We start from the raw sequence: 23,852 nt of genomic DNA on the forward strand, positions 1-23,852 counted from the left end.
TGGCAGTTGGCGGTCAGACCAGGGCACGCCCATGGGCGCCGAAGCGGCGTCCTGCCGAACTGCGCAGGTCCGCCGTGACGTTGATGCGTCGCAGCCAGCGGTCCGTGCCGTCGTAGCGGGCCTTGAAGGGCCGGCGTCCGTGCACGGCCCGCTTGTTGTCGATGATCAGCAGCTCGCCGGAGGCCAACGCCACGTCCCGCATACGCGCTTCGAAGGCGTCGAGAATGCCCTGCAGCGCCCGTTCGGCGAGGGCGTCGCCCAGGTCACGCTGCATGAACGCCGGGTCGATCCGGACGTAGGGCATGTCCGGGTCGCCGCCCAGAATGGCGATCCGCTCCGGCTCGTGGTTCATCCGTCGTATGCGCTCGAAAGCGGCCGCCTGGCCGTCACCGTCGTCGATCCCGGTGGTCGCCGCATTGAACTGGGCCGTGTGCGACTCGTCGGGCAGGATCACGAACCGGTCCTCGAAGAGGACCTTGCGGTGCTCCTCGTCGAGTTCCAGATCGTGGGCCGACGCGAACATCGTCGGCACCGCGTCCGGATTGCGCAGACACAGCAGCATGATCCAGTCCGCCCGGTGGGGATGGAACGCGTCCTCGTTGTGCCATTCCAGCAACGTCGTGGAGCTCGACCCGAGTTGCTCCCCCTCGTGCCCCTCGATCGGAAACACGTCCAGGACCAGCTTGCCCCGCTGCTGCGACAGATAGGAGAAGGGGTCGCCGAGCAGGGAGCCGATCATCAGCAGGAGAGCCGTCGCCGTGGTCACCTCGGCGGTGTCCGGCGCGGCGGTGTAGTCGCGCGGTGTCGCACCGACGGCCTGCTCGTCCAGCGGCAGGCCGGACAGCACCAGCCCGCCGTTCGGACGGCCCGTCAGCCGGAACCCGTTCAGGACGGAGCGCATCCGCTCCGGCACGCGATGTGCGTGGACGGCGATCTCGGGCAGCAGGTGCTCGAGGTCGGCGGGCTTGGCCGCGCCGAACTCCTCGACGAAGGCCTCGGCGAGCGCGCGCAGCGTGTCGGCCTCCGCCGACGTCAGCCGGAGGCAGGGCATGCCGTCCTGCGGGCTCAGCGCGGCCTCGAAGTTCTGTGTACGGGTCCCGCCCACGTTGGTCCTCCCTGGCCGCGGGTCATGCTTCATCTCGGGCAACGACATCCGTACCGAGAATGTGCGATCCGCAAGGACGGACACAGTCAGGAGGAATCCCTACGACGTGGCAGCGCCACGTTCTGACAGGGTCGACCCACCGGCAGTGTCGAAAATCCAGGGGGACGAAGACGGTGGAACACGTCATCCAAGCCGACCGGTACGGTGCCACGGAGGACTACGCGGACACGGCCGGACTCTGTGTGCACCATGCCATCGAGCGATGGGTGGCCCTACGGCCCAAGGCGGCCGCCTGCCGGTTCGAGGGCGAGGAACTCAGCTACCTCGAACTGGACCGACGTGCCAACCGGCTGGCCCGGCATCTGCACCGCCTCGGCATCGGCCCCGAGACGGTGGTGGGCGTGCTGCTCGACCGCGGCCTCGACCTTCCGGTGACGCTCCTCGGCATCCTCAAGTCGGGCGCCGCCTATCTGCCGCTCGACGTACAGCAGCCCGCGAGCCGTCTCGCGTACATGGTCCAGGACGCCGGATGCGAGATCGTGGTCACCACGAGCGGGCCGGCCGCGAGGCTGCCCGACGACGTCCTGCCGGTCTGCCTGGACGATCCCGCCATCGCGGCGTCGCTGGCCGCACTGCCCGGCGACGACCCGCACTACCCGGCCCTCCCCGACAACCTGGCCTACCTGCTCTACACGTCCGGATCGACCGGAGCTCCCAAGGGCACGCTCGTCCAGCACCGCTCCGTGGTCAACATGACCGAGTACTGCAGGCGGGCCTATCGGCTCGAACCGCCGGACCGCATCCTGCAGTTCGCGAACCCGTGCTTCGACGTGAGCGTCTTCGACATCTTCGCCGCGCTCTGCAACGGGATCACCCTGGTCCAGGGGTCGCGGCTGACCCTCCTCGACCCACGGGCGCTCACCGCGTTGATCCGCGACGAACGGGTCACCGTGATGGACATACCGCCCGCTGTGGCCCGTCTCCTCGACCCGGCCGGGCTCCCCGATCTGCGGATGGCCAACATCGGGGGCGAGGCGCTCCCGGGCGAGCTGGCCGACCGTTTTCAGGCACCGCACCGGCAGGTGCACAACACCTATGGGCCCACCGAGGTCACCGTCACGTCGACGGACTATCTGTGCCCGCCCGGGCTGCGCGAGAGCAGGCCACCGATCGGCCGCCCCATCGCCAACCTCCAGGCGCACGTGGTGGACGAGGCCGGCCGGCAGGTCCCCGTGGGCGTCGCGGGCGAGCTTCTCATGGGCGGGGTCGGGGTGGCCCGCGGCTACCACGGGCGCCCGGCGCTGACGGCGGAGAAGTTCGTGCCCGACCCGTACGGCCCGCCCGGGGCCCGGCTCTACCGCACGGGCGACCTCGTGCGGCGGAGGGCGGACGGCAACATCGAGTTCCTCGACCGGATCGACACCCAGCTCAAGGTGAACGGCCACCGGGTCGAGCCGGGTGAGATCGAGGCCGCGCTGGAGACCCACCCGCGCGTCGGTGCCGCCCTGGTCGACCTCACCGGTGGCGGCTCGGACCGCACACTCGTCGCCTTCCTGGCGCCGCCGCCCGACGCGGCCGACGCACCGTCGATCGCGGAGGTCCGCGCGCACCTGCGCCCGCTGCTGCCCTCCTACATGATTCCCGCCCGGATCGTCACCGTGGACGCCGTACCGCTGACGGCGAACGGAAAGGTCGACCGCGCCGCACTGCGCGACCTCGCGGCCGACCGGGACTGAGCCCTCATCACGTGACGATCAGCCGCTGGTCGAACAGCGCCCGGTAGAACGGCTCGTGCCGGGCGCTGAACTCGGCCAGCATCGCGTTGTTGTGGACCGTGACGGCGTATTCGGTCGACTTGGCCGTGAAGCCCGAACTGTTGCTGACGTCGGTGTGCCAGCGGTCGGAGCGCTGCCACTCCTCACGGCTGCCGGGACTCCACTGCAGTGCCTCGGGCCGTTGCGGCAGGCCCACCGCGGCGCAGAACGCGGCCATGGTCCGCTCCGGCCTGGACACCAGGTCCTCAGAGTCGAGGACCACCGGACGCTGCCCGGTGGCGGACACCGCCTCGTACAACTCGTGCATCTGCTCCAGCCCGATGTCCTTGGCCGACATCTCGGGCCGCAGGGCGTAGTACGACGCGGCGATCTCGTCGGGATGCCGGATCAGGAACGTGTGCCGGACCTCGCGCAGGAAGACGTCGTCCGCGAGCACCGCGGGATAGCGGTAGTCGGTGGTGTCCTTGAGGAACACCCGCCGTCGAGCCGACAGCGCCCGCATCGCCGCGATGAGTTCGACCTCGGTGCGCACGACCCGTCCGTCGACCGTGGTCTCGCCGAAGTCGACGATGTTGCAGAACGGCTCGTGCAGTGCGGCCAGATCGCCGCGTTCCACGATGGACCGGAAGAACGCGGTCGACCTTGCCCTCGGGGCGCTCCACATGGCGATGACGCGGGGGATGTCCGGACGGTCGTTCACGGGCGGTTCCCTCATATGTCGATGGTGCGGATACCGATGCTCTGGCCGAACCCGGAGGCGGTCCAGACGATCGTGGCGGGGCGGGGCGAGGTGAGCGCCGCGGCCGGCACGTCGGCCCTGTAGGCCAGCAGCCGCAGGGGCAGCGGCGCGTCGCCGCGCAGCCGCAGCACCACGTCGTAGCCGTCCGCCGGCGCCACCAGGTGGCAGCCCCACTTCCACGGGGTCGAGGACGGCCGGTTCTGCCCGCCCGGCATGCGCCTGCCTTCGACGGTGACGTCGACCAGCTTCGTCCCGCGGGTGTCGGCGTAGAACGACAGCGCGGTCGCCGTCGCGTCCGAGCTGAGCCGCAGCCGCACCTCGCGCACATCGCCGCCGAGGCTGCGCCGGCCGGTCACCTCGGCCTCCGGCAGGGACGTGCTGCCGCCTCGGGCCGGCCCCTTGCGGTAGCCACCAGGGCCGATCAGCGCGGGAACGTCCTTCTCGGCGGGCGACTTGGCGCCCTTTGTGTAGCGGGACACCCAGGGCTGGCCGGAGTCGGCGCCGCTGTACCAGGAGGCGGTTCCGGTGTCCGCGTCCTGGACGTAGAACAGGGCGACCTGCGCGGGGTGGCGCCCGTCCACGCCGTCCCGGGCTCCGCCGACGCCCACCAGGGCCGTCCCCAACAGCGCGATGACCGCAACCGTCACGGGCACGGCTCGGCGCCGGGGGAGCGGCAACAAGGCGGGTAGCAGGGGCAGGAGCAGCAGCGCGACGATCACGAGGGCCGCCGACACGAACGCGAGCCCGATGGTGGGAAACAGGATCGCGAGGAGCGGCACGAAGAGCACGATGGCCGGCGGCGCGGCGGCGCAGAGTGCGGGCGCGAGCCAGGGCGACTTCTCCGGCAGGCGCAGGCCCACGGCGAGTCCCGCCGCGCCGAACAGGGCGGGCCAGACGAACAGATACGAGGCGCCGGGCAGCACGACGGCCGTGAGCAGCGCCAGTACGGCGAACCAGCACAGCGCAGCAGCGCTCACGGCGAAGGCGTCGGTGCGCCGGCGCATCCACAGCAGCCAGCACAGACACACCGCCAGCGTCAGCACCACCAGACCGGCGACCGCGGGACCGGGGCGGTACGGATCGCCGAAGGTGAACGCGGCATAGTGCGGCCGGATCATCACCAGCACCGTCCAGCCCAGATAGCCGAGGACCGCCGAACCGATCAGCGGCAACGGCAGCGTCCCGGCGACCAGGGCGAGCCCGCGCAGCCGTAGGACTCCACGTCGACGGGACAGCCACAGGACCACCGCGATTGCGACGGCGGCCAGGGCCGCGAGGACCGGACCGAGCCACTGCGGATAACTCACCAGCAGCCCGAACACCGTGAAGTACGTGCTGGAGCCGGCTCCTGGCGGGGCGATGTCCCGGTCGGCCAGCTGCCTGGCCGCCGCCAGTACCGTGGAGCCCATGTCCTGCAGGGTCCCCTGCCGTTGGGCGGACAGGTTGTCCAGTTCGGTGTCGTAGCGGGCGGAGCCGCCGACCACCGCGAAGTTCATCCCGGTGAAGCCGGCCTTCTTGAACACCGACAGGTCGGTGTCGTTCGGCAGCAGCCGGTAGATCTCGTCGGACATCGACGTGACGAACGGTGTGTGGTCGGAGAGTGCCGAAAGGAATGCCGAGTTGTCCTTGCCGGTCTCGAACATCACCACCGGCCCCGTGGTGCCGCGCGCCTCGAGGTTGAGGATCACCGTGTGCTTCGGATCGCCCGCCGACGAGGAGTCCGTGAAGGCCTTGGCGCCGATGGACCCCGGCTCCTCGCCGTCGGTGAGCAGGAACTCCACCGTGTTGCGGGGCGCCGGACCGGACTTCAGGGCGCGGGCCGTCTCCAGGACGGTCGCCACGCCCATCCCGTCGTCGGTCGCGCCCGGCCCGGTGAAGACCGAGTCGTAGTGGGCGACGATCAGCACGCGGCCCTTTCCCTCGGTACCGGGGAGAGTGGCGCGGATGTTGGCGGCCCGCCCGGCAACCGAGGCGTGGTCCGGATAGCTGTCGGCGGCGGTCGTCGCCTCGACCTCGGCCCGCAGACCCAGCGCGCGGAACCGCTCGACGAGATACTCCCGGACCTCGGCGTTGGCCGCCGAACCCATCGGCCGCGGCTCGGCGGCGATCCGCTCGATGTACGGCTCGGCGCGTTCCGCGGAGAACTGTCCCACCGGGGCTCCGGAACCGGCCGGGCTCGGACCTCGCAGCGGGATGAGGGCCAACGCCGCGAACACGACGAGCCCGAGCATCAGCAGCAGCGTGCCGAGCCGGGCGGGCGGCAGGCGCTTGAACCGAGACAAGGTCCCTCCCAGGTGTCCGGGCCATCCTGCCCCTTGCGGCAGAGCGCGGGCTGTCCGTCATTTGCCCGACTGCCGGGTCTCCCCGGCTCATCCGCACCCTGATAACGGCGCACTGTCGGCCACGGTGGGAGGGAGCTGTATGCGCGAGGACCTTCGGCAGAGGCTTGCCCGGCTCAGTCCCGCACAGCGGGAACGCCTGCTCGAGGCCATGCGCACCGAGCGGCTGCAACGCCGTGCCGAGGACACGATTCGCCCGGCGGGCCGGGACCGTGCCCTGCCGCTGTCGTTCGCCCAGTCCCGCATGTGGTTCCTCGACCAGCTGGCGCCGGGACTGCCGCTCTACAACACGCCGCTGGCGATGCGCCTGCGCGGCCCACTCGACCGCCGCGCCCTGGCGGGAGCCCTCGACATGGTGGCGGCCCGGCACGAGGTACTGCGCACCCGGTACGTCGGCACCGACGACGGCCCGCGCCAAGTGATCGACCCGGTCGGACCGTTGGCCCTGGAGACCCTCGACCTGGGCCCCGTCGCCGAGAGCGAGCGGCACGCGCGCGCCCTGCGGGTGGCCGCCGACGCCAGCGCCCGCCCCTTCGACCTCGCCCGCGGCCCGCTGGTGTGGGGACTGCTGGCCAGGTTCACCGACGACGACCACGTCTTCGTCCTCTCGATGCATCACATCGTGCTCGACTCGTGGTCGGTTCCGTTGCTGATGCGCGAACTCGCCGAGTGCTACGAGGCGATACGGGTCGGACGTGCACCCGAGTTGGCGCCGCTGCCGGTGCAGTGCGCCGACTATGCCCTCTGGCAGCGCGAACGACTCGCGGGCGAGGGACCGGCAGCCGACCTGGACTACTGGCGGACGACACTGGCCGACCTGCCCGTGCTGGAGTTCCCCACCGACCGGCCACGCCCGGCCGAGCGGACCTGGCTCGGCGAGAACCTCACCGCGACCTATCCGGCCGAGCTGCAGCGCGGTCTGGCCGAACTCGCCGACCGCAGCGGGATGCGGCTGCTCCCGGTCATGGTGGCGGGCTTCGCCGCACTGCTGTCCCGCTACAGCGGGCAGCACGACATCGCGCTCGGTTCGGTGTTCACGGGACGCAGCCGGCCCGAGATCGAACCGCTGATCGGCTACTTCGCCAACACCGTGGTCCTGCGCACCGATACCTCAGGGGACCCCGGCTTCCGGACCCTGCTGGGACGGGCCAACGACATGGTGCTCGGCGCGCATTCGCACCAGGACCTGCCCTTCGACCAGCTGGTCGAGAAGCTCGACGTGCAGCGGGACCCGACCCGCAATCCGCTCTTCCAGTTCGCCCTCTACCAGGCGGACACGGACCGCAGCGGAGTCCGGCTCGGCGACGTACTCGTCGAGGAACTGCCCATCGAACTGGGCACGTCCCGCTTCGACGTGGGACTCGGTTTCTCTCAGCCGCCGTCCGGTGGCCTGCACCTGAGCATGGAGTTCTCCACCGAGCTCTTCGACCGCCCCCGGATGACGCGGCTCCTCGACCACTACCGGCACATCCTGCAGTCCGCCGTGGCGCGGCCGGACACCCCGCTCAGCGAGCTCGCCGTCATGGCGCCCACAGAACGCGAGCAGGTCGTGGCGGGATGGAACGCCACAGCGCGCCCGACCTCCGCACGCACCGTCAACGACGCGTTCCAGACCACGGTGACCGAGCGCCGCGACGATCCGGCGCTGCGCTTCGGCGACCTGGAGATGTCCTTCACCGAGCTGAACACCAGGGCGAACCGCCTGGCCCACCTGCTCATCTCACGCGGTGCGGGCCCCGAACGGCGGGTCGCGCTCGCCATGCGGCGCAGTGACCACCAGATGGTGAGCATCCTGGCCGTGCTCAAGGCCGGTGCCGCCTACATGCCGGTGGATCCGGACTACCCGGCCGAGCGGATCGGCTTCATGCTGGCCGACACCGACCCGGTGCTGGTGCTCACCACCGTCGCCGACGAGCAGGTCCTCCCCGAAGGCGGCGGCGACAAGACCGTCGTGCTCGACAGTGTGGACACGCTCCGGGACCTGGCCGAGCGGCCCGGCACCGACCCCACCGACTCGGACCGCATCGCTTCGCTCGACCCGGCGCACCCCGCCTACGTCCTGTACACCTCGGGCTCCAGCGGCAGGCCCAAGGGCGTGGTCGTCGAACACCGCAACCTGGTGAACCTGCTGGACAGCCAGCGCCGCCGCGTCATCGACCCGGCGGCGGCCGCGCTCGGCCGCCCGCTGCGGCTCGCGCACGTGCTCGCGCTCTCCTTCGATGGATCGTGGGACGGCATGCTCTGGCTGCTGGCCGGCCATGCGATGCACCTGCTGGACGACGAGACCAGGCGCGATCCCGCGGTGACGGCCCGTCTGATGATCGACCGGCGCATCGACGCCATGACCTGTACGCCGTCCTTCGCCGAGCAACTGATCGGCGGCGGTGTGCTCGACGACGAGCGGTACCGGCCCTCGGTGCTGACGTTCGGCGGAGAGCAGATCAGCGAGTGGATGTGGCAGCGGCTGCGGACGACACCGGGACTGCGGGCCTGCAATGTGTACGGGCCCACCGAGGCGACCGTGCTCGCCACCATCGGCGACTTCTCGGAGTCCGAGCACCCGGTGATCGGCGCTCCCGTGGACAACGTACGCACGTATGTGCTCGACGAGCACCTGAACCCGGCGCCCATCGGCGTGCCCGGCGAACTGTGCCTGGCCGGGGCCGGAGTGGCACGCGGCTACCTCCACCAGCCGGGCCTGACCGCGGACCGGTTCCTGCCGGACCCCTGGGGCGGTCCCGGCGCACGGATGTACCGCACCGGGGACCGGGCCCGCTGGAACGCCGACGGGCACCTCGAGTTCCTGGGCCGCACCGACGGTCAGGTGAAGCTGCGTGGATTCCGTATCGAACTCGGTGAGATCGAGAGCGCGTTGACCGACCACCCGGACGTCGCACAGTCCGTGGTGACCACGCACACCGCGGCCGGCGCGGGCGGTGAGCGGCTGGTCGCCTATGTCGTGCCGCGACCGGGCGCGGACCTGTCGCAGGAAGCGTTGAGCGACCACGTCGCACGGATCCTCCCCCGCCACATGCACCCGGCCGCGTACGTCGAACTGGCCGCCCTGCCCTTGACGGTCAACGACAAGCTGGACCACAAGGCCCTGCCCGCCCCGGACTTCGCCCGCGCACCCCACTCACGTGGTCCGAGGACCGAGCGCGAACGCATGCTCTGCGACCTGTTCGCGGACCTGCTCGACCTGCCCGCAGTGGGCCTGGACGACGACTTCTTCGTGCTGGGCGGACACTCGCTGCTGGCCACGCGACTCGTCAGCAAGGTCCGTTCGGTGTTCGGCGTCGAACTGCCGGTGGGCAGCCTGTTCGAAGCCCCGACGGCATCCGGCCTGCTCGCACGGATCGATGCCGCGTCGGGTGCCAGGGCCCCGCTGGTCCGGACGGCACGCCCCGAACGCGTTCCGCTCTCCCACGGGCAACGGCGTCTGTGGGTGCTCAACCAGCTGGACACCGGCAGCGCGGTCTACAACATGCCGACGGCACTGCGGCTCTCGGGCGAACTGGACCTGCGCGCACTGCGGGCCGCGCTCGCGGACCTGGTGGCCCGGCACGAGGTGCTGCGCACGGTGCTGCCCCACGCCGACGGTGAGCCGTACCAGCGGATCCTGGACGCGCGGACGGGCGCACCGGTGCTGCGCACGCGGGAGGCGACGGCCGGGCAACTTCCGGATCTGCTGGAGGAGGCCGCCGCAGAGGGCTTCGACCTCACCGTGGACCTGCCGCTGCGCGTGCACCTCTACCGCATGGGCGAGCAGGAGCACGTCCTGTTCCTCGTGCTGCACCACATCGCCGGGGACGCCTGGTCGGCCGTACCCCTGGCCCGCGACCTCTCGGCCGCCTACGCGGCCCGCCTCGGCGGCGAGGCTCCGGACTGGGCACCGCTTCCCGTGCAGTACGCCGACTACACGCTGTGGCAGCGCGACCTGGTGGGCACCGAGGAGACCGCGCCAGGAACAGCGCCGGGGCAGCCTGCGGTCGCAACCGCGGAGGAACCCGCCGAAGGATCCGGGTCCGACGACACGCTGGCCGTGCGCCAACTGGCCTACTGGACCCGGCAGCTTGCCGACCTGCCCGACGAGCTGGACCTGCCGACCGACCGGCCCCGGCCCGCGTCCACCGGCTACCAGGGCATGCTCGTGGACCTGGACGTCGACGCCCACCTCCATGGCCGGCTACTGGAGTTGGCCCGTTCGAACAACGTGACGCTGTTCATGGTGCTGCAAGCGGCGGTGGCGGCGTTGCTGACCCGGCTGGGGGCGGGCGAGGACATCCCCATCGGTACTCCGGTCGCCGGACGGACCGACGAGGCGCTGGACGATCTGGTCGGCTTCTTCCTCAACACCCTGGTGCTGCGCACCGACACCTCGGCCGACCCGAGCTTCGCCGACCTGCTGGCCCGCGTACGGCGGACGGACCTGGAGGCCTACGCGCACCAGGACGTCCCCTTCGAGCAGCTCGTGGAACTGCTCAGGCCGGCCAGGTCGCTGGCCCGGCACCCGCTCTTCCAGGTGAGCCTGATGCTGCACAACACCGCGGAGCCTGAGTTCGTCCTGCCCGGTCTGCGCGCCGACATCGAACCGGTCGGCACCCGCACCACCAAGTTCGACCTGACGTTCTCCGTGTCCGAGCGCCGGGATGAGGCCGGTGCGCCCTGCGGCATCACCGGCGTGGTCGATTTCGCGACCGATCTCTTCGACCGGGAGAGCATCGAGGCGCTGGCGGCACGGCTGGTCCGCCTCCTGGAGGCGGTGGCCACCGACCCCGCACAGCCCATCGGCTCCGTCGACCTGCTCGACCCCGAGGAGCGCCACACCCAGGTGGTGCGCTGGAACGACACCGCGACCGAGCGGCCGGCGTCCCGGTGGCTCACCGACCTCTTCGAGGAGCAGGTCGCGCGGACCCCAGGGGCGACGGCCGTCCGCAGCGACGACGGCTCCCTCACGTACGAAGAGCTGAACGGTCGGGCCAACCGGCTCGCACGCAGGCTTTCGGCGGCGACGACCGGACCCGACCCGATGGTCGCCCTGCTCCTGCCGCGCGACGCCGGCCTGCCGGTCGCCCTGCTGGCCGTACTGAAGGCGGGAGCCGCCTACATCCCGCTGGACGCCGCCTACCCCGCCGAACGCATCCACCGCATGCTGACGGACGCCGCGCCGGAACTCGTCCTGACCACGGCCGAGTACGCCGGTCGGCTGCCGGCGGACGTACCCGTCCTGCGCATCGACGAGGCGGAGCGGGACGCTGCCCGGCTCCCGGCGTCCGACCTGACGGACGAGGAGCGCCCGGCCTCCCGGCATCCGCACCGCACCGCCTACGTCATCTTCACCTCGGGATCGACCGGCCGCCCCAAGGGCGTGATGGTCTCCCACAGCGCACTGCTGAACCTGCTGCTCGCCATGGGGGAGACGACCCGGATCGGTCCGCGGGACGTCCTGATGGCCGTGACGACCATGGCCTTCGACATCGCGGCCGTGGAGATGTACCTGCCGCTGCTGACCGGCGCCACCGTCGTCATCGCCGGTCCCGACGCCGTCAGGGACCCGGCTGCCCTGTGCGGACTCCTCGCGACCGGTGCGGCCACGATGATGCAGGCCACTCCTTCGCTCTACCGGGCGATGCTGTCGGCGGACCCCGACGCGCTGCGCGGGCTGTCGCTGCTGGTCGGCGGGGAGGCACTGGGAGCCGACCTCGCCACCCGTCTCGCGGAGACGGCAAGGCGTGTCGTCAACTGTTACGGCCCCACCGAGACGACGGTGTGGTCGTCCCTCAAGACGCTGACCGGCGAAGCGGGAATCCCCTCCATCGGCCGGCCGATCGCCAACACCCGCATGTACGTTCTCGACGAGGCGCTGCGCCCGGTGCCCGTGGGCGTCACCGGGCGGCTCCACATCGCTGGCGACGGGGTGGCCCTGGGCTATCTCGGACAACCCGCCCTCACCGCCGAGCGGTTCGTGCCCGACCCCTTCGGACCGGCCGGCTCACGGATGTACGACACCGGCGATCTGGCCGGCTGGACCAGGTCCGGCGAACTGCGCTTCGCCGGCCGGGCGGACCAGCAGATCAAACTCCGCGGCTTCCGGATCGAACCGGGCGAGATCGAGGCGGTCCTCACCCGCCACGAGACCGTCGCCGAGGCCGCGGTGATCCTGCGCGAGGACCAGCCCGGCCTGCACCACTTGGCGGGATACGTGGTCGCGGCCCCCGGCGCCGAGATCGACGTGGACCGGCTGTGGACCCACGCCCGGCGGGAACTGCCGGACTACATGGTGCCGGCGAGCCTGGTGCCGCTGCCCCAGCTGCCCCTGACACCGAACCGCAAGATCGACCGGAAGGCTCTGCCCGCACCGGCGTTCACCTCGCGCGGCCGCCGTCCGGGCACATCGGAGGAGCGCGCCCTGTGCGCCCTGTACGCCGACGTCCTGGGACGCGCCGAGACCGGCATCGACGACGACTTCTTCGCCCTCGGCGGGCATTCCCTGCTGGCGGCGCGCCTCGTCGGGCGGGCCCGGCAGGAACTGGGCCTGCGGATCACCATCCGCGACCTGTTCGAGGCGCCGACTCCCGCCGGGCTGCTGGAACGGTCGGCCGGCGGCGAGCACACGGGCTTTCCCGTCCTGCTGCCGCTGCGTGAAACAGGGACGAGGACACCGCTCTTCTGCGTCCACCCGGCGGCCGGCGTCAGCTGGGGCTATCGCGGACTGCTGCCGCACCTGCCGCCGGACCAGGCCGTCTACGGGTTGCAGTCCAGGGGGCTCACAGAGCCGGACCGGGAGCCGATGAGCACGGCCGACCTGGCGTCCGAGTACCTCACGGAGATCCGCAAGGTCCAGCCCCAGGGGCCGTACCACCTGCTCGGTTGGTCCTTCGGCGGTCTCGTCGCCCACGACATCGCCACCGTGCTCCAGAGGGAGGGACAGCAGGTCGCCACCCTCACCCTGCTGGACAGCTTCCCCTTCACCGACGACACCGGAACCCTCGACCACGACGACCCGGCGCTCCTGACGGCCGTCGCCGAGTCACTCGGTCATGCCTCGGCCGACGACCGTCTCCTCGCCGAGTTCGGGGAGGCCGGCCTGCGCGCCATGGCCAAGGTCTTCGCGGACAACGTGAACGTGCAACGGCACTTCGCTCCAGGGGTGTTCGACGGCGACGTGCTCTTCTTCGCCGCCACGGCGGACCGCCTTCCGGGTGCGCCCGACGCCGCACAGTGGCAGCCGTACGTGACCGGGAGCGTCGAGGTGCACCAGGTGGACGCCGTCCACGGGGCCCTGACCGGCCCGGCCGCGGCAGCCGAGATCGGCCCGGTGCTCGCCGCCCGGCTCATGTCATGACGATCGCATTCCTCACCCACGGACGGAGCGGGGTTGTACGTGTTCACTGATCTTCCTGCCCTGGTGCGCGGCCACGCCGAACAGCAGGGCGAGCGGCAGGCGTTGACCTTCGCCGCGACAACCCTCGGCACGCCGCGGACCGATCTGACGTACGCGGACGTGGACCTGCGTACCCGCGCCGTTGCGGGCATGCTGCGGCGGCGGCTGCGTCCCGGCGAGCGGGCACTGATCGTCATGCCGACCGTGCCCGAGTTCGCCGCGGCCTTCCTCGGCTGTCTCGCCGCCGGCGTCGTCGCCGTACCGCTGCCCGTGCCGGTGGACGACTCCGCCACGCAACGGGTGCTGAACGTGGCCAAGGACTGCGCTCCCGCCGCCGTACTGACGACGTCCCTGGTCCGTCAATTCCTGGGCGACGCCCCGGTCGTGCAGCAGCTCGGCGCCTCGGTCGACTGGATCGACGTGGACCTGGTCGAGGAGGCGGAGGCCGCCGACTGGCATCCGGTGTCCATCGCCGCGGACGACACGGCCTTTCTGCAGTACACCTCGGGTTCGACGAAGGCACCTCGCGGCGTGGTCGTCCCGCACGGCAGCCTGATGCACAACGAGGTCGCCATCCAGAAGACCTTCCAGGTCACGCCCGGCTCGACGAGCGTCAGCTGGCTGCCGCTCCACCACGACATGGGACTCATCGGCGGCCTGCTGCAACCGCTGTTCACCGGCGCGCGCGCCGTCATCCTCGATCCGCTCTCCTTCCTGCAACGCCCGGCCTCCTGGCTGGAGGAGATCTCACGGGAGCGGGCCCAGATCAGTGGCGGGCCGAACTTCGCCTACGACCTGTGCCTGCGCAAGGTCACCGACGAGGAGAAGGCGCGCCTCGACCTCAGCTCGTGGCGCCTGGCCTTCAACGGTGCGGCGCCGGTGTCGCCGCGCAGCCTGAGGGAGTTCAGCGAAGCCTTCGCGGAAACCGGCTTCCGCCCCTTGGCGCACACTCCGTGCTACGGCCTCGCCGAGGTCACGCTGTTGGTGGCGAGCGCCGACGCGGCCGCCGAGTGCGAGAGCCGCACCTTCTCCGTCACCTCCCTGGAGGAGGGCCGGGCGGTGGAACGGAGCGCCGCCGCGCCGGACGACGCGCCCGGCGCCGGGGACGCGGTCCGGGAGCTGGTCGCGTACCGGCTGCTCGATCACGCCGCCGTGCGCATCGTCGATCCGGCCGATGGGCGGCCGCTGCCCGACGGCCAGGTCGGCGAGATCTGGGTGCACAGCGAGAGCAACGGGGCCGGCTACTGGGGCGGCGACGACACCCGCGACGTCTTCGGCGCCACACCGTCGGATGGCGCACCGTCGGGTGGCGCACCGGCCTCCCACGTGCGCACCGGCGACCTCGGTTTCGTCCACGCCGGCCGGTTGCACGTGACCGGCCGCATGAAGGACCTGGTCATCCACCGGGGCCGGAACCTGCACCCCGAGGACCTGGAAATCGACGTGGCCGCGAGCAGCCCGTCCCTGCGGCCGGGCTGCGGTGCCGTCTTCAGCGTCGACGACGACGGGGAGGAGGCGATCGTCGTCTGCCAGGAGGTGCGTCCCGGCCTCACCGACGACCAGTACCCGGCGGTTGCCCGGGGGATGAAGGACGCGCTGTCCCGCCGGTACGGCGTGGCCGCCCGGACCATCGCGCTGCTGCCCCCGGGAGCCGTCCCCAAGACGTCCAGCGGGAAGGTGCAACGCCAGGCGACCCGCGCCCGGTTCCTCTCCGGTGAGTTGCCCGTGCTGTGGTCGCAGACGGCCCGGGACAGGCAGGCCGGGTCGGCGCGACTGACTGACCTGGTCAGCGCCCGAAGCCTGCGGGAGACGACCGGCCCGGAGCGCCGGAACCTGCTCACCGACGTCCTGTGCCGATACCTCCAGCAGGTCCTCGGCGAGGACGAGCCGCTGGACGGCACGGCCTCGCCCACGTCGCTGGGGCTCGATTCGCTCACATCCCTCCAGCTGCAGCACGAGTTGGAGAGCCTGCTCGACGTGCGGCTCCGGCCGAGTCTCGTCCTGCGTGCCGGTTCCCTCGCGGAACTGGCGGAGATCGTGCTCGACCACGCGGAGACCACGGGCGGCACGGACGCCGAAGCCGCCGTCGAACCGGCGCCCGTCCCTGCCGACGGGCCGCAGGAGTACGAACTGTCGGAGACACAGCGTGCCCTGTGGTTCCTGCAGCGGACCTCGCCCGAGAGCTACGCCTACAACGTCACCCGTGCCTTCAGCCTGACCGGTGACGTCGACATGGAGCGGCTGTCCGGCGCACTGACCGAGGTGGCGGCTCGGCACGCCACCCTGCGGTTGGCCCTCCACACGCACGACGGTGAACCGCGTGCCCGTATCGAGCCCGTAGCCGACGTACAGCCGGAGACGGTGGACGCGCGGTCGTGGTCGGACGACCGGGTGCGGGACTGGATCCAGGAGCTGGCGACCCGGCCCTTCGACCTGGAGCGGGACCGGTTGTTCCGGGCGGCGGTCCTGCGTCGCGCGGACTGCCGGCTGCTCGTGCTGTCCCTGCACCACCTCGTGTGCGACCTGACGTCACTCGCCCTCGTCGTGGCCGAACTGCAGCGGGCGTACGTCTCGGGCGGCGCCGCGCGGGACGACGGCCGGCAGGAGCGGCCGCCCGCCCTGGTACCGGCCGTGTGGGAGCGCACGACGCTGGCCGAGCGGGGCGACGAACTCACCGCGTTCTGGAAGGAACAGCTCGCCGGAGAGCTGCCCGTCCTGGAACTTCCCTCCGCCGGCCGACAGCGCGGTCACGCGGGCGGCACGGTCACGTTCGAGAGTTCCGCACCACAGCTGCGGGCGCTGCGACACGTCGCCCGGCGAAACGGCCACACCCTGCACAACGTTCTGCTGGCCGGTTTCCAGGTGCTGCTGCACCGCGTGAGCGGCCAGCCCGACCTGGTGACCGGCGTCCCGGTGGCCGGCCGGACGCGCCAGGAACTCGCCGCGCACGTGGGGTACCTGGTCAATGTGCTGCCGATCCGCTCCCGCTTCGGCCGGGGCACCGCCTTCACGGACTTCGCCGCGACGGCACACCGCACGATGCTGGACGCGCTGGACCACCAGGAGCTGCCCTTCCCGGTCCTGACCCAGCAGCTCAACCCGGACCGTACCTCGGGCGCGCCGCCCGTCTTCCAGGCCATGTTCAGCCACTACTCGACGGCGCTGCCCGGGGGCCGCGCCGTGGCCGGTGCGGTCCTCGGCGACCCCGCCGCCGAACTGGACCTGGGCGGGGTCGCCCTGCGCGGCTTCGCCGTCGCGGACCCCACCACGCAGTCGGACATCGCGCTGAACGTCGTGGAGCTGCCGGACCGGCTGCAGTTCGGGCTGCAGTACGACACCGCGCTGCTGCCGCGGGAGCAGGCCGAGCGGATCGCGGACGCCTACCGGACGCTGCTGGACGCGATCGCGATGGACCCGAGCACGGACGTGACCGCGCTGTCCCTCGTGGACGCCGACGGTGTACGGGACCTGTTGGAGACCGGGACCGGGCCGCGTATCCCACGCGAGGAGCACTACCTGGCCACGTTCGAGCGGCAGGTGGTCCGCACCCCCGCGGCCGAGGCCGTCGACGACGGCGGCGAACGGCTGACGTACGCGGAACTCAACGGCCGCGCCAACCACGTGGCGCAGCGGCTGCGGGCGGCCGGCGTCGGTCCCGAGACCCATGTCGTGGTGTGCGCCGGGCGCACCGTCGGTTTCCTGGTGGCTCTGCTCGCCATCCACAAGGCGGGCGCGTGCTACGTGCCGATCGGCCCCACGGAGGCACCACGGAGGGTCGCGGAGATGGCGGCCACGCTCGGGGCGCGGGCGGTGATCGCGGACCGGACGGGCCGGGAACTGTTCGACCGGGCGCTCGGCGAGCGGGACGACATCGCGCGGCCCCACATGTTCGACATCGACGAGGTGGGCGCCGGCCATGTCGAGCGGAACCCGCACTGCCCGACGCCGATGATCGGCAGCGCCTACATCATCCACACGTCGGGTTCCACCGGTGTGCCCAAGGCCGCGGTCGTCACGATGGGCGGGCTGACCAACCATCAGTGGCAGATGATCGAGCACTTCGGCGTGGGGCCGCAGGACTGTGTCGGCCAGACCGCGCCGGCCACGTTCGACATCTCGCTCTGGCAGTTCCTCGCCCCGCTCATGGTGGGCGGTCGGCTGAGGATCGTCGACGACGGACGGGTGATGTCCCCGTCGAGGCTCCGGGACGCCGTCGTGGAGAGCGGGATGACCCTCATGGAAGTCGTTCCCGTCATGGTGGCCGCCCTCCTCGAGGCCGGTGTCCAGCATGAACCGCACGCCCTGCGGGCGATGATCTCCGGTGGCGAGGCGCTGAGCTGGGACACCGCGCGGGAGTGGCTCGCGCAGTGCCCCGGGGTCGAGCTGTACAACGCCTACGGGCCCACCGAGTGTGCCGACGACGTCAGCATCCACCGGGTGACCGAGGACTCCGACCAGTCCCGGCCGGTTCCGATCGGCAGACCTCTGGCCAACATGACGGTCCATGTGCTGGACCCCGAACTGCGGCTGGTGCCCAGAGGCATGGTGGGTGCCCTGTGGGTCGGCGGGATGGGCGTGGGACGTGGCTACCTGGGCAACCCGGGCCGCACCGCCGAGGCCTTCATTCCCGACCCCTTCGGCGAGCCGGGTGCGCGGCTCTACCGCACGGGCGATCTCGTACGGTTCACGGCCGACGGCGACCTCGAGTACATGGGCCGGGTCGACCGGCAGTTGAAGATGCGCGGACTGCGTATCGAGCCCGGCGAGGTGGAGGAGGCCCTGCGCGAGATCCCGGACGTGCTGGACGCGGTGGCCAAGGTGCACCACACCCGGCAGGGCATGTCACTGGTCGGCCATCTGGTGATGGCGGGGGAGGGGGAACCACGGCAACTCATGGCCGGCGAGTACGAGGACATCAGACGGACGCTCGCCGATCGGCTGCCGCGGCACATGATCCCCACGGTCTTCGTGCGCCGCACGGAGCTGCCCCGCCTGGGCAACGGGAAGATCGACTACGGCTCTCTCGACTACCGGCCCGTCGGTTCCGCGGGCGAGATGAGCGCCGAGTTGCTGAGGGATCCGGTGGTCGCCGCGGTCCGGTCGATCTGGGGCGAGCTCCTCGAGCACGAGGGGGTGGCCTGGCAGGACAATTTCTTCCTGCTCGGCGGCCACTCGCTGCTGGCACTGCGAATGATCGACAAGGTGGGCCGGCAGCTCTCGGTCGACATGGAGATCGAAGCGATATTCGCCAATCCGACCCTGAATGAATTCGTCGAAGCGGTGCGCCGTGCCAAGCCCGCGGCACGGGTCGATAAGCCGATTCGGCGTATTTCCAGAGTTCCGGTCGGAGGTGACCGTACGCGCCGCGTGGAACCGTAAATCTCCAGTTCAGTGCCTGGATAGACTGCTGCACGCCGCTATGTGATGGAGGCGTGGGTGTAATTCATGCTGCCTGGAAATTGGATTCGATGTGGGTCTTGAATTTCTTCTTGAAATTCGGTCGAACGTCGTGTTTGGATGACTGGGCAATTCGGTCCGTGCCCTGGTTCGGGTACTTATCTGAGGAGTTCATATGCAGAGCACTGAGACGCAGGACCTCGCGTTCGAAACCCTCATGGAGGACGAGTACGAGGCTCCGCAGCACTGTCTGATCCCCACCTGCGCCTGACCCCGGCTCCGCCGCCCGGTGTTCCCCACCGGGCGGCGGACCACTCTCTTCCGAGGAGGGCTGAGCCGATGCGGGTACGTCTCTCGCGGCTGCTGATCTTCACCAGCAGGAACGGACAGCTGGTGTGCGACGATCCGGTCAACCACCGCCAGTTCGCCCTGCGCCCCGCGGTATGGGACCTGCTGCCGCACTACACCGTGTGGGCGCAGCCCCGGGAGGCCGACACCCACGTGGTCAAGCAACTCCTGGAGTCGGGCCTGCTGATCGAGGAGGGCTCGCCCGAGCACCGGCGTGAGGACGAGCTCGGACCCTGGCGTACCTGGGGCACCGCCGCCACCTACTTCCACCTGGCCACCCGCACCCACGACAGCGAGCGCTTCGTCACGGCGGCCGAGGACACCGCCCGGCTGCGTGAGAAGGGCGAACAGGAGCCCCAGCCCGAGCCGTTCAAGCGCTACGGCACCGAGCCGGTGACGCTCCCGGCTCCGGACCCGCTGCCCATGGAACTCACCCAGGCGCTGCGACGCCGTCGCACCACCCGGCGCTTCGCGGCGCGGCAGCCGGTCGGCCTGCGGCAGCTGAGCACCATGCTGCACTGGGCAGGCGGAGTCCAGCACCGCGTGGACCTGCCCGGCTTCGGCGTCTCGCTGCTGAAGGCGAGCCCCTCCGGCGGGTCGCGCCACCCCATCGAGATCTATCCGGTGATCCGGTCGGTCGAGAACGTGCGACCGGGCCTCTACCACTACGCACCCGACGTGCACGGCCTGGAACCGCTGCGCGAGGAACCCCTGAGCGACGAGGAGATCCTGCACTGGTGCGGCGACCAGAGCTTCGTGGCCCGCGCCCCCGTGCTCTTCCTCTACACGGCGGTCCTGGAGCGCTCGGCCTGGAAGTACCCGATGGGCAGGACGTACCGCGCGATCTACGCCGAGCTGGGACACGTGAGCCAGACGACGTACCTGGCGGGTACGGCACTGGAACTGGGCGTGTTCTTCACCGCCGCGCTCCGGGACGAGACCGTGGAGCGCGACCTGGGCGTGCACTGGAACACGGAGATCCCGCTCGGCGTCAGCGGTTTCGGGCCGCCGGACGAGGAGGAGGCCGAGCGGCAGGCGGCGATGCTCGACGGCGGGCCGGCCGGCTTCTCCTATCCGCGCGACGCCTGGGACGGCCTCGGGTGAGCCGCGTCCCCGGCGCACCCTCCATGTCCGCGGCCGCCCGCACGGCCCCACGCGGAGAGGGAACCCCGTGACCGACGACCAACCCGCGGACAGCCCCGTACGGGTCCTCATCGACCTCGCCCGTGTCGACCGCAACGTGCGCCGGCTGCACGCCCGCGCGGCCGCCCGCGGCGTTCGCGTCCGGGCGCATGTGAAGGGGCACCGCACCGCCGAACTCGCGCTGCGGCAACGCGCGGCGGGAGCCGTGGGCATTGCGGTCACCCAACTCGCCCAGGCCCGCCAGTACGTGGCCGCCGGCATCGACGACGTGGTGATCGCGCACCCCTGGCCCGAACCCTGGAGGTGGCGCGAAACGGCCGAACTCGCCCGGCACTGCCGGGTGTCGGCGCACGTCGACAGCGAGGCCGCCGTCGAAGGGCTGGCCGACGCCGCGGCCGGACTCGGCGTCACCGTCGGCATCCGGGTGCAACTCGGCACCGGCCTCGACGCCACCGCCACACCCGACGGCCGCCTCCTCGCCCTGGCCCGCGCGGCAGCCGCCCGCCCGTCGCTGCGGCTCGACGGCGTCACCGCCTACCAGGCACTGCTCAGCGCCGAGGACGCGAAGGACGCGGCGGCCATCGGACGGTCAACGGCCGCGTACTGCCTGCGGATCGCCGCGCTGATGCGCGAGGCGGGCCTGCCCTGCCCGGGTGTCGCCGTCGGCGGCACGCCCACCGCGGACGGGGCCCTCGCCGAACCCGGCGTCACCGAGATCTGCTCGGGAGCGTACGCCCTGCAGGACGGGGGCATGCTCGCGATCGGCGCCTGCGCGCCCGAGGACGTGGCCGTGACCGTGGTCGCGACGGACCAGGAGGCGGCGGACCGGGTGCTCGACCAGCACCCCTACCCGTGGCAGACCGCCCTGGACCACCAGCGGTTGGCCAGCACGGCACCACCGGGAGCCAGGCTGAGCCCGCCGCACATCTGCGCCCTCACCCCCCAGGTCCGGACGGTCACGGTGTACGAACACGACGAGAAACGGCGCATTGGCATATGGCAGGTACTCAACACCCAGGACACACCTCCGGCACGGCCGACGAACCCCGGCCGGACGAAGGGGAGTTGAGCAAACCCGCTCCGCACGGCCGCCGGAACGCGCTGGGCGTCCTGCGGGTGCGTTCCTTCCGGCTGTTCTTCATCGCCCAGTCCAGCTCGTCGCTGGGCGACTTCCTGGTCGCGCCCGCACTCGCCTTCGCCATCCTGGATCTCACCGGCTCCGCCGCCGCCATCGGACTGGTCCTCGCCGCCCGGACCATCCCCCTCACGCTGTTCATGCTCGTCGGGGGCGTGCTCGCCGACCGGCTGCCCCGCCAGCGGGTGATGCTCGCGAGCGACCTGGCCCGGTTCTGCTCCCAGGCCGTCACCGCGGCACTGGTGTTCAGCGGCGACGCCGCCGTCTGGCAGCTCATGGCCCTGCAGGCGGTGCACGGCACGGCCACCGCGCTGTTCATGCCGGCCGTGACGGGACTGGTGCAGGAGTGCGTCCCGGCCCCCCGACGGCAGTCCGCCAACGCCCTGCGCAGCATCTCCCACTCGGCCGCCATGATCGCCGGGCCGTTGCTGGCCACGCTTCTCGTCCTCACCGCCGGGACCGGCTGGGCGATCGCCGCCGACGCCGCGACCTTCGCCGTCAGCGCCTACTGCCTGGCACGACTGGGACTGCCCCGCGACGCGACCGTGCCCACCGGCCGGGGCGGGCACATGCTGAGCGAACTCCGCGAGGGATGGCGGGAGTTCGCCTCTCGTACCTGGGTCTGGTCGATCATCACCATGGCCTCGCTGAGCAACATGCTGTACGCCGTCTTCACCGTCCTCGGCCCCGTGCTGAGCGAACGGGAGCTGGGTGGACGCGGCGCCTGGGGCGCCATCCTCACCGCCTTCGGGGCGGGCGCCGTCCTCGGCGGCGCCGGTGCCCTGTGGCTGCGCACCCGCCACCCGCTGCGCACCGGGCTCCTGGCGACGGCCCTCTTCGCCGCCCCGCCCCTCGTCCTCTCGCAGGCCTCCACCACGGTGCCCGCGGCGGCGGCAGCGTTCGTCGGGGGTGCCGGCCTGATGCTGTTCAACCCGCTGTGGGAGACGACCCTCCAGGCAGGCGTCCCCGCCTCGGCGCTGTCCCGGGTCAGCGCCTACGAATGGTTCGGCTCCTACGCCGCCCAGCCGATCGGGCTGATGCTCGCCGGACCGCTGGCCGCCCAGGCCGGCATGCGCACCACCCTGCTGGCCGCCGGGCTGGCACAACTGGCCATCAGCCTGGCCCCCCTCGCCCTGCGGGACGTACGCAGCCATTCCGTCGAAAGGCAGGAACACCGATGACCCGATCCCAGGGCACGCCCTCCGGAGCCGGCCAGGACCGCCCCTGGATGAACGCCCTCAGCCGCGGGCGCGTGCCGGGCCCCCGGCTGCCCCAGCAGCGAGTGGTGGACGGAACCGGCCCGAGCACCCGCAGCGTCCACGCCGGCACCTACCAGGACCCGGTGACCGGTGCCGTGGGGACCCCGGTGTTCCAGACCAGCACGTTCACCTTCAGCGATGACACCTACCAGGCCTTCGAACAGGGCGACATCAGGGACGTCCCGATCTACGGGCGGTACGGCAGCCCCAACCAGTGGGCCGTGCAGGAGAAGGTCGCCGCCCTGGAGAACGCCGAGAGCGCCCTGGTGTTCTCGTCCGGCATGGCGGCCATCACGACGACCCTGCTGGCCCTCACCAACCGTGGCGGCCACATCGTCTCCTCCCGCGACGTCTACGGTGGCACCTTCAACCTGCTGCGCGAGGACATGCACCAGCTCGGCCGCGAGGTCACCTTCACCGATCCGGTCGACATGGACGCCATCCGCGCCGCCGTCCGCGACAACACCCAGGTGCTGTTCTTCGAGACCCTGACCAATCCGCTGCTGAAGGCCGCGCCCCTGGTCGAACTCGGGCGCCTCGCACGGGAGAAGGACCTGCTCCTGGTCGTCGACGGCACGTTCCTGCCGCCGGTCTGTCTGCGCGCGCTGGAACACGGGGCGCACCTCGTGCTGCACAGCGCCACCAAATACCTCAACGGGCACAGCGATGTGACGGCGGGCGTCGCCGCCGGGCCACGTAAGTACGTCGACCGGATCTGGGCCCAGATGCTCAAGTTCGGCGGCTCGCTCGACTCGATGACGTGCTTCCTGCTGGAGCGTGGACTCAAGACACTGGCCCTCAGGATGCGCGCTCACAGCGAGACTTCCGTCGCCGTCGCCGCGTTCCTGGCCGGCCATCCCGCGGTACGCAAGGTCCACCACCCCTCCCGGCCCGACTACCCCTACCCCTGGCTGCACGAGATGGCGCCCGACGGCTTCGGCGGCATGGTCTCCTTCGAACTGGACGGCGGGGACGAGGCGGCCCTCAAGCTCCTGGACCGGTTGCGTCTGCCCGTGGTCGCCACCAGCCTCGGCGGAGTGGAGTCCCTGGTCAGCCTGCCGTTCAACACCTCGCACAGCTTCCTGACCAGGCGCCAGCGGGCCGAGGTGGGGATCGCCCCGGGCCTGGTGCGCTTCTCGGTGGGCATCGAGGACGCCGACGACCTCATCGGCGATCTCGACCAGGCCCTCGGTGGCCTGTGACCCGGCCGGAGACCCGCGCCACCCGC

Annotated in this window: 10 protein-coding genes; 7 read left to right on the forward strand and 3 right to left on the reverse strand. The window is 71.3% G+C overall.

Going from position 1 to position 23,852, the window contains the following annotated elements; all coding sequences use genetic code 11:
* Positions 1-13 precede the first annotated feature (13 nt).
* Positions 14-1,105: a guanitoxin biosynthesis L-enduracididine beta-hydroxylase GntD gene (gntD, locus tag ACWGDB_RS25080; protein ID WP_453824458.1), complete on the reverse strand. Its 1,092-nt coding sequence runs from the start codon at positions 1,103-1,105 to the stop codon at positions 14-16.
* Positions 1,106-1,278: 173 nt separating this feature from the next.
* Between gntD and ACWGDB_RS25085 the strand changes: the two genes are divergently transcribed.
* A complete protein-coding gene (locus ACWGDB_RS25085; protein WP_453824459.1) occupies positions 1,279-2,841 on the forward strand; it encodes a non-ribosomal peptide synthetase in 1,563 nt (520 codons plus the stop codon).
* Between the two features lie 7 nt (positions 2,842-2,848).
* Here the strand turns inward: ACWGDB_RS25085 and ACWGDB_RS25090 are convergent, their stop codons facing one another.
* A complete protein-coding gene (locus ACWGDB_RS25090) occupies positions 2,849-3,580 on the reverse strand; it encodes a sulfotransferase-like domain-containing protein (protein ID WP_453824460.1) in 732 nt (243 codons plus the stop codon).
* Between the two features lie 11 nt (positions 3,581-3,591).
* Complete coding sequence (locus tag ACWGDB_RS25095; RefSeq protein WP_453824461.1) at positions 3,592-5,901, reverse strand: M20/M25/M40 family metallo-hydrolase; 2,310 nt, start codon at positions 5,899-5,901, stop codon at positions 3,592-3,594.
* A gap of 139 nt (positions 5,902-6,040) precedes the next feature.
* On the opposite strand from ACWGDB_RS25095, the gene ACWGDB_RS25100 reads away from it, so the two are divergent.
* From ACWGDB_RS25100 to ACWGDB_RS25125, 6 genes are all read left to right on the forward strand, one after another.
* Entirely contained in the window at positions 6,041-13,303 is a 7,263-nt protein-coding gene (locus tag ACWGDB_RS25100) for an amino acid adenylation domain-containing protein (RefSeq protein WP_453824462.1), read from the forward strand.
* Positions 13,304-13,342: 39 nt separating this feature from the next.
* Positions 13,343-18,721: an amino acid adenylation domain-containing protein gene (locus ACWGDB_RS25105; RefSeq protein WP_453824463.1), complete on the forward strand. Its 5,379-nt coding sequence runs from the start codon at positions 13,343-13,345 to the stop codon at positions 18,719-18,721.
* A 357-nt stretch (positions 18,722-19,078) separates the two neighbouring features.
* The gene (locus ACWGDB_RS25110) at positions 19,079-20,191 is read left to right on the forward strand and encodes a SagB family peptide dehydrogenase (protein WP_453824464.1); all 1,113 of its coding nucleotides are present in this window, start codon (positions 19,079-19,081) and stop codon (positions 20,189-20,191) included.
* Between the two features lie 67 nt (positions 20,192-20,258).
* Positions 20,259-21,299 (forward strand): alanine racemase, encoded by a 1,041-nt coding sequence (locus tag ACWGDB_RS25115; protein ID WP_453824465.1) that lies wholly within the window; start codon positions 20,259-20,261, stop codon positions 21,297-21,299.
* Complete coding sequence (locus tag ACWGDB_RS25120; protein WP_453824466.1) at positions 21,296-22,546, forward strand: MFS transporter; 1,251 nt, start codon at positions 21,296-21,298, stop codon at positions 22,544-22,546. The genes ACWGDB_RS25115 and ACWGDB_RS25120 overlap by 4 nt, the downstream gene beginning before the upstream one ends.
* On the forward strand, positions 22,543-23,826 hold the full coding sequence (locus ACWGDB_RS25125) for a trans-sulfuration enzyme family protein (protein WP_453824467.1): 1,284 nt from the start codon (positions 22,543-22,545) through the stop codon (positions 23,824-23,826). Before ACWGDB_RS25120 ends, ACWGDB_RS25125 begins: the two co-directional genes overlap by 4 nt.
* The last annotated feature ends 26 nt before the right edge of the window (positions 23,827-23,852 follow it).

This window comes from Streptomyces sp. NPDC055013 (assembly GCF_053608645.1).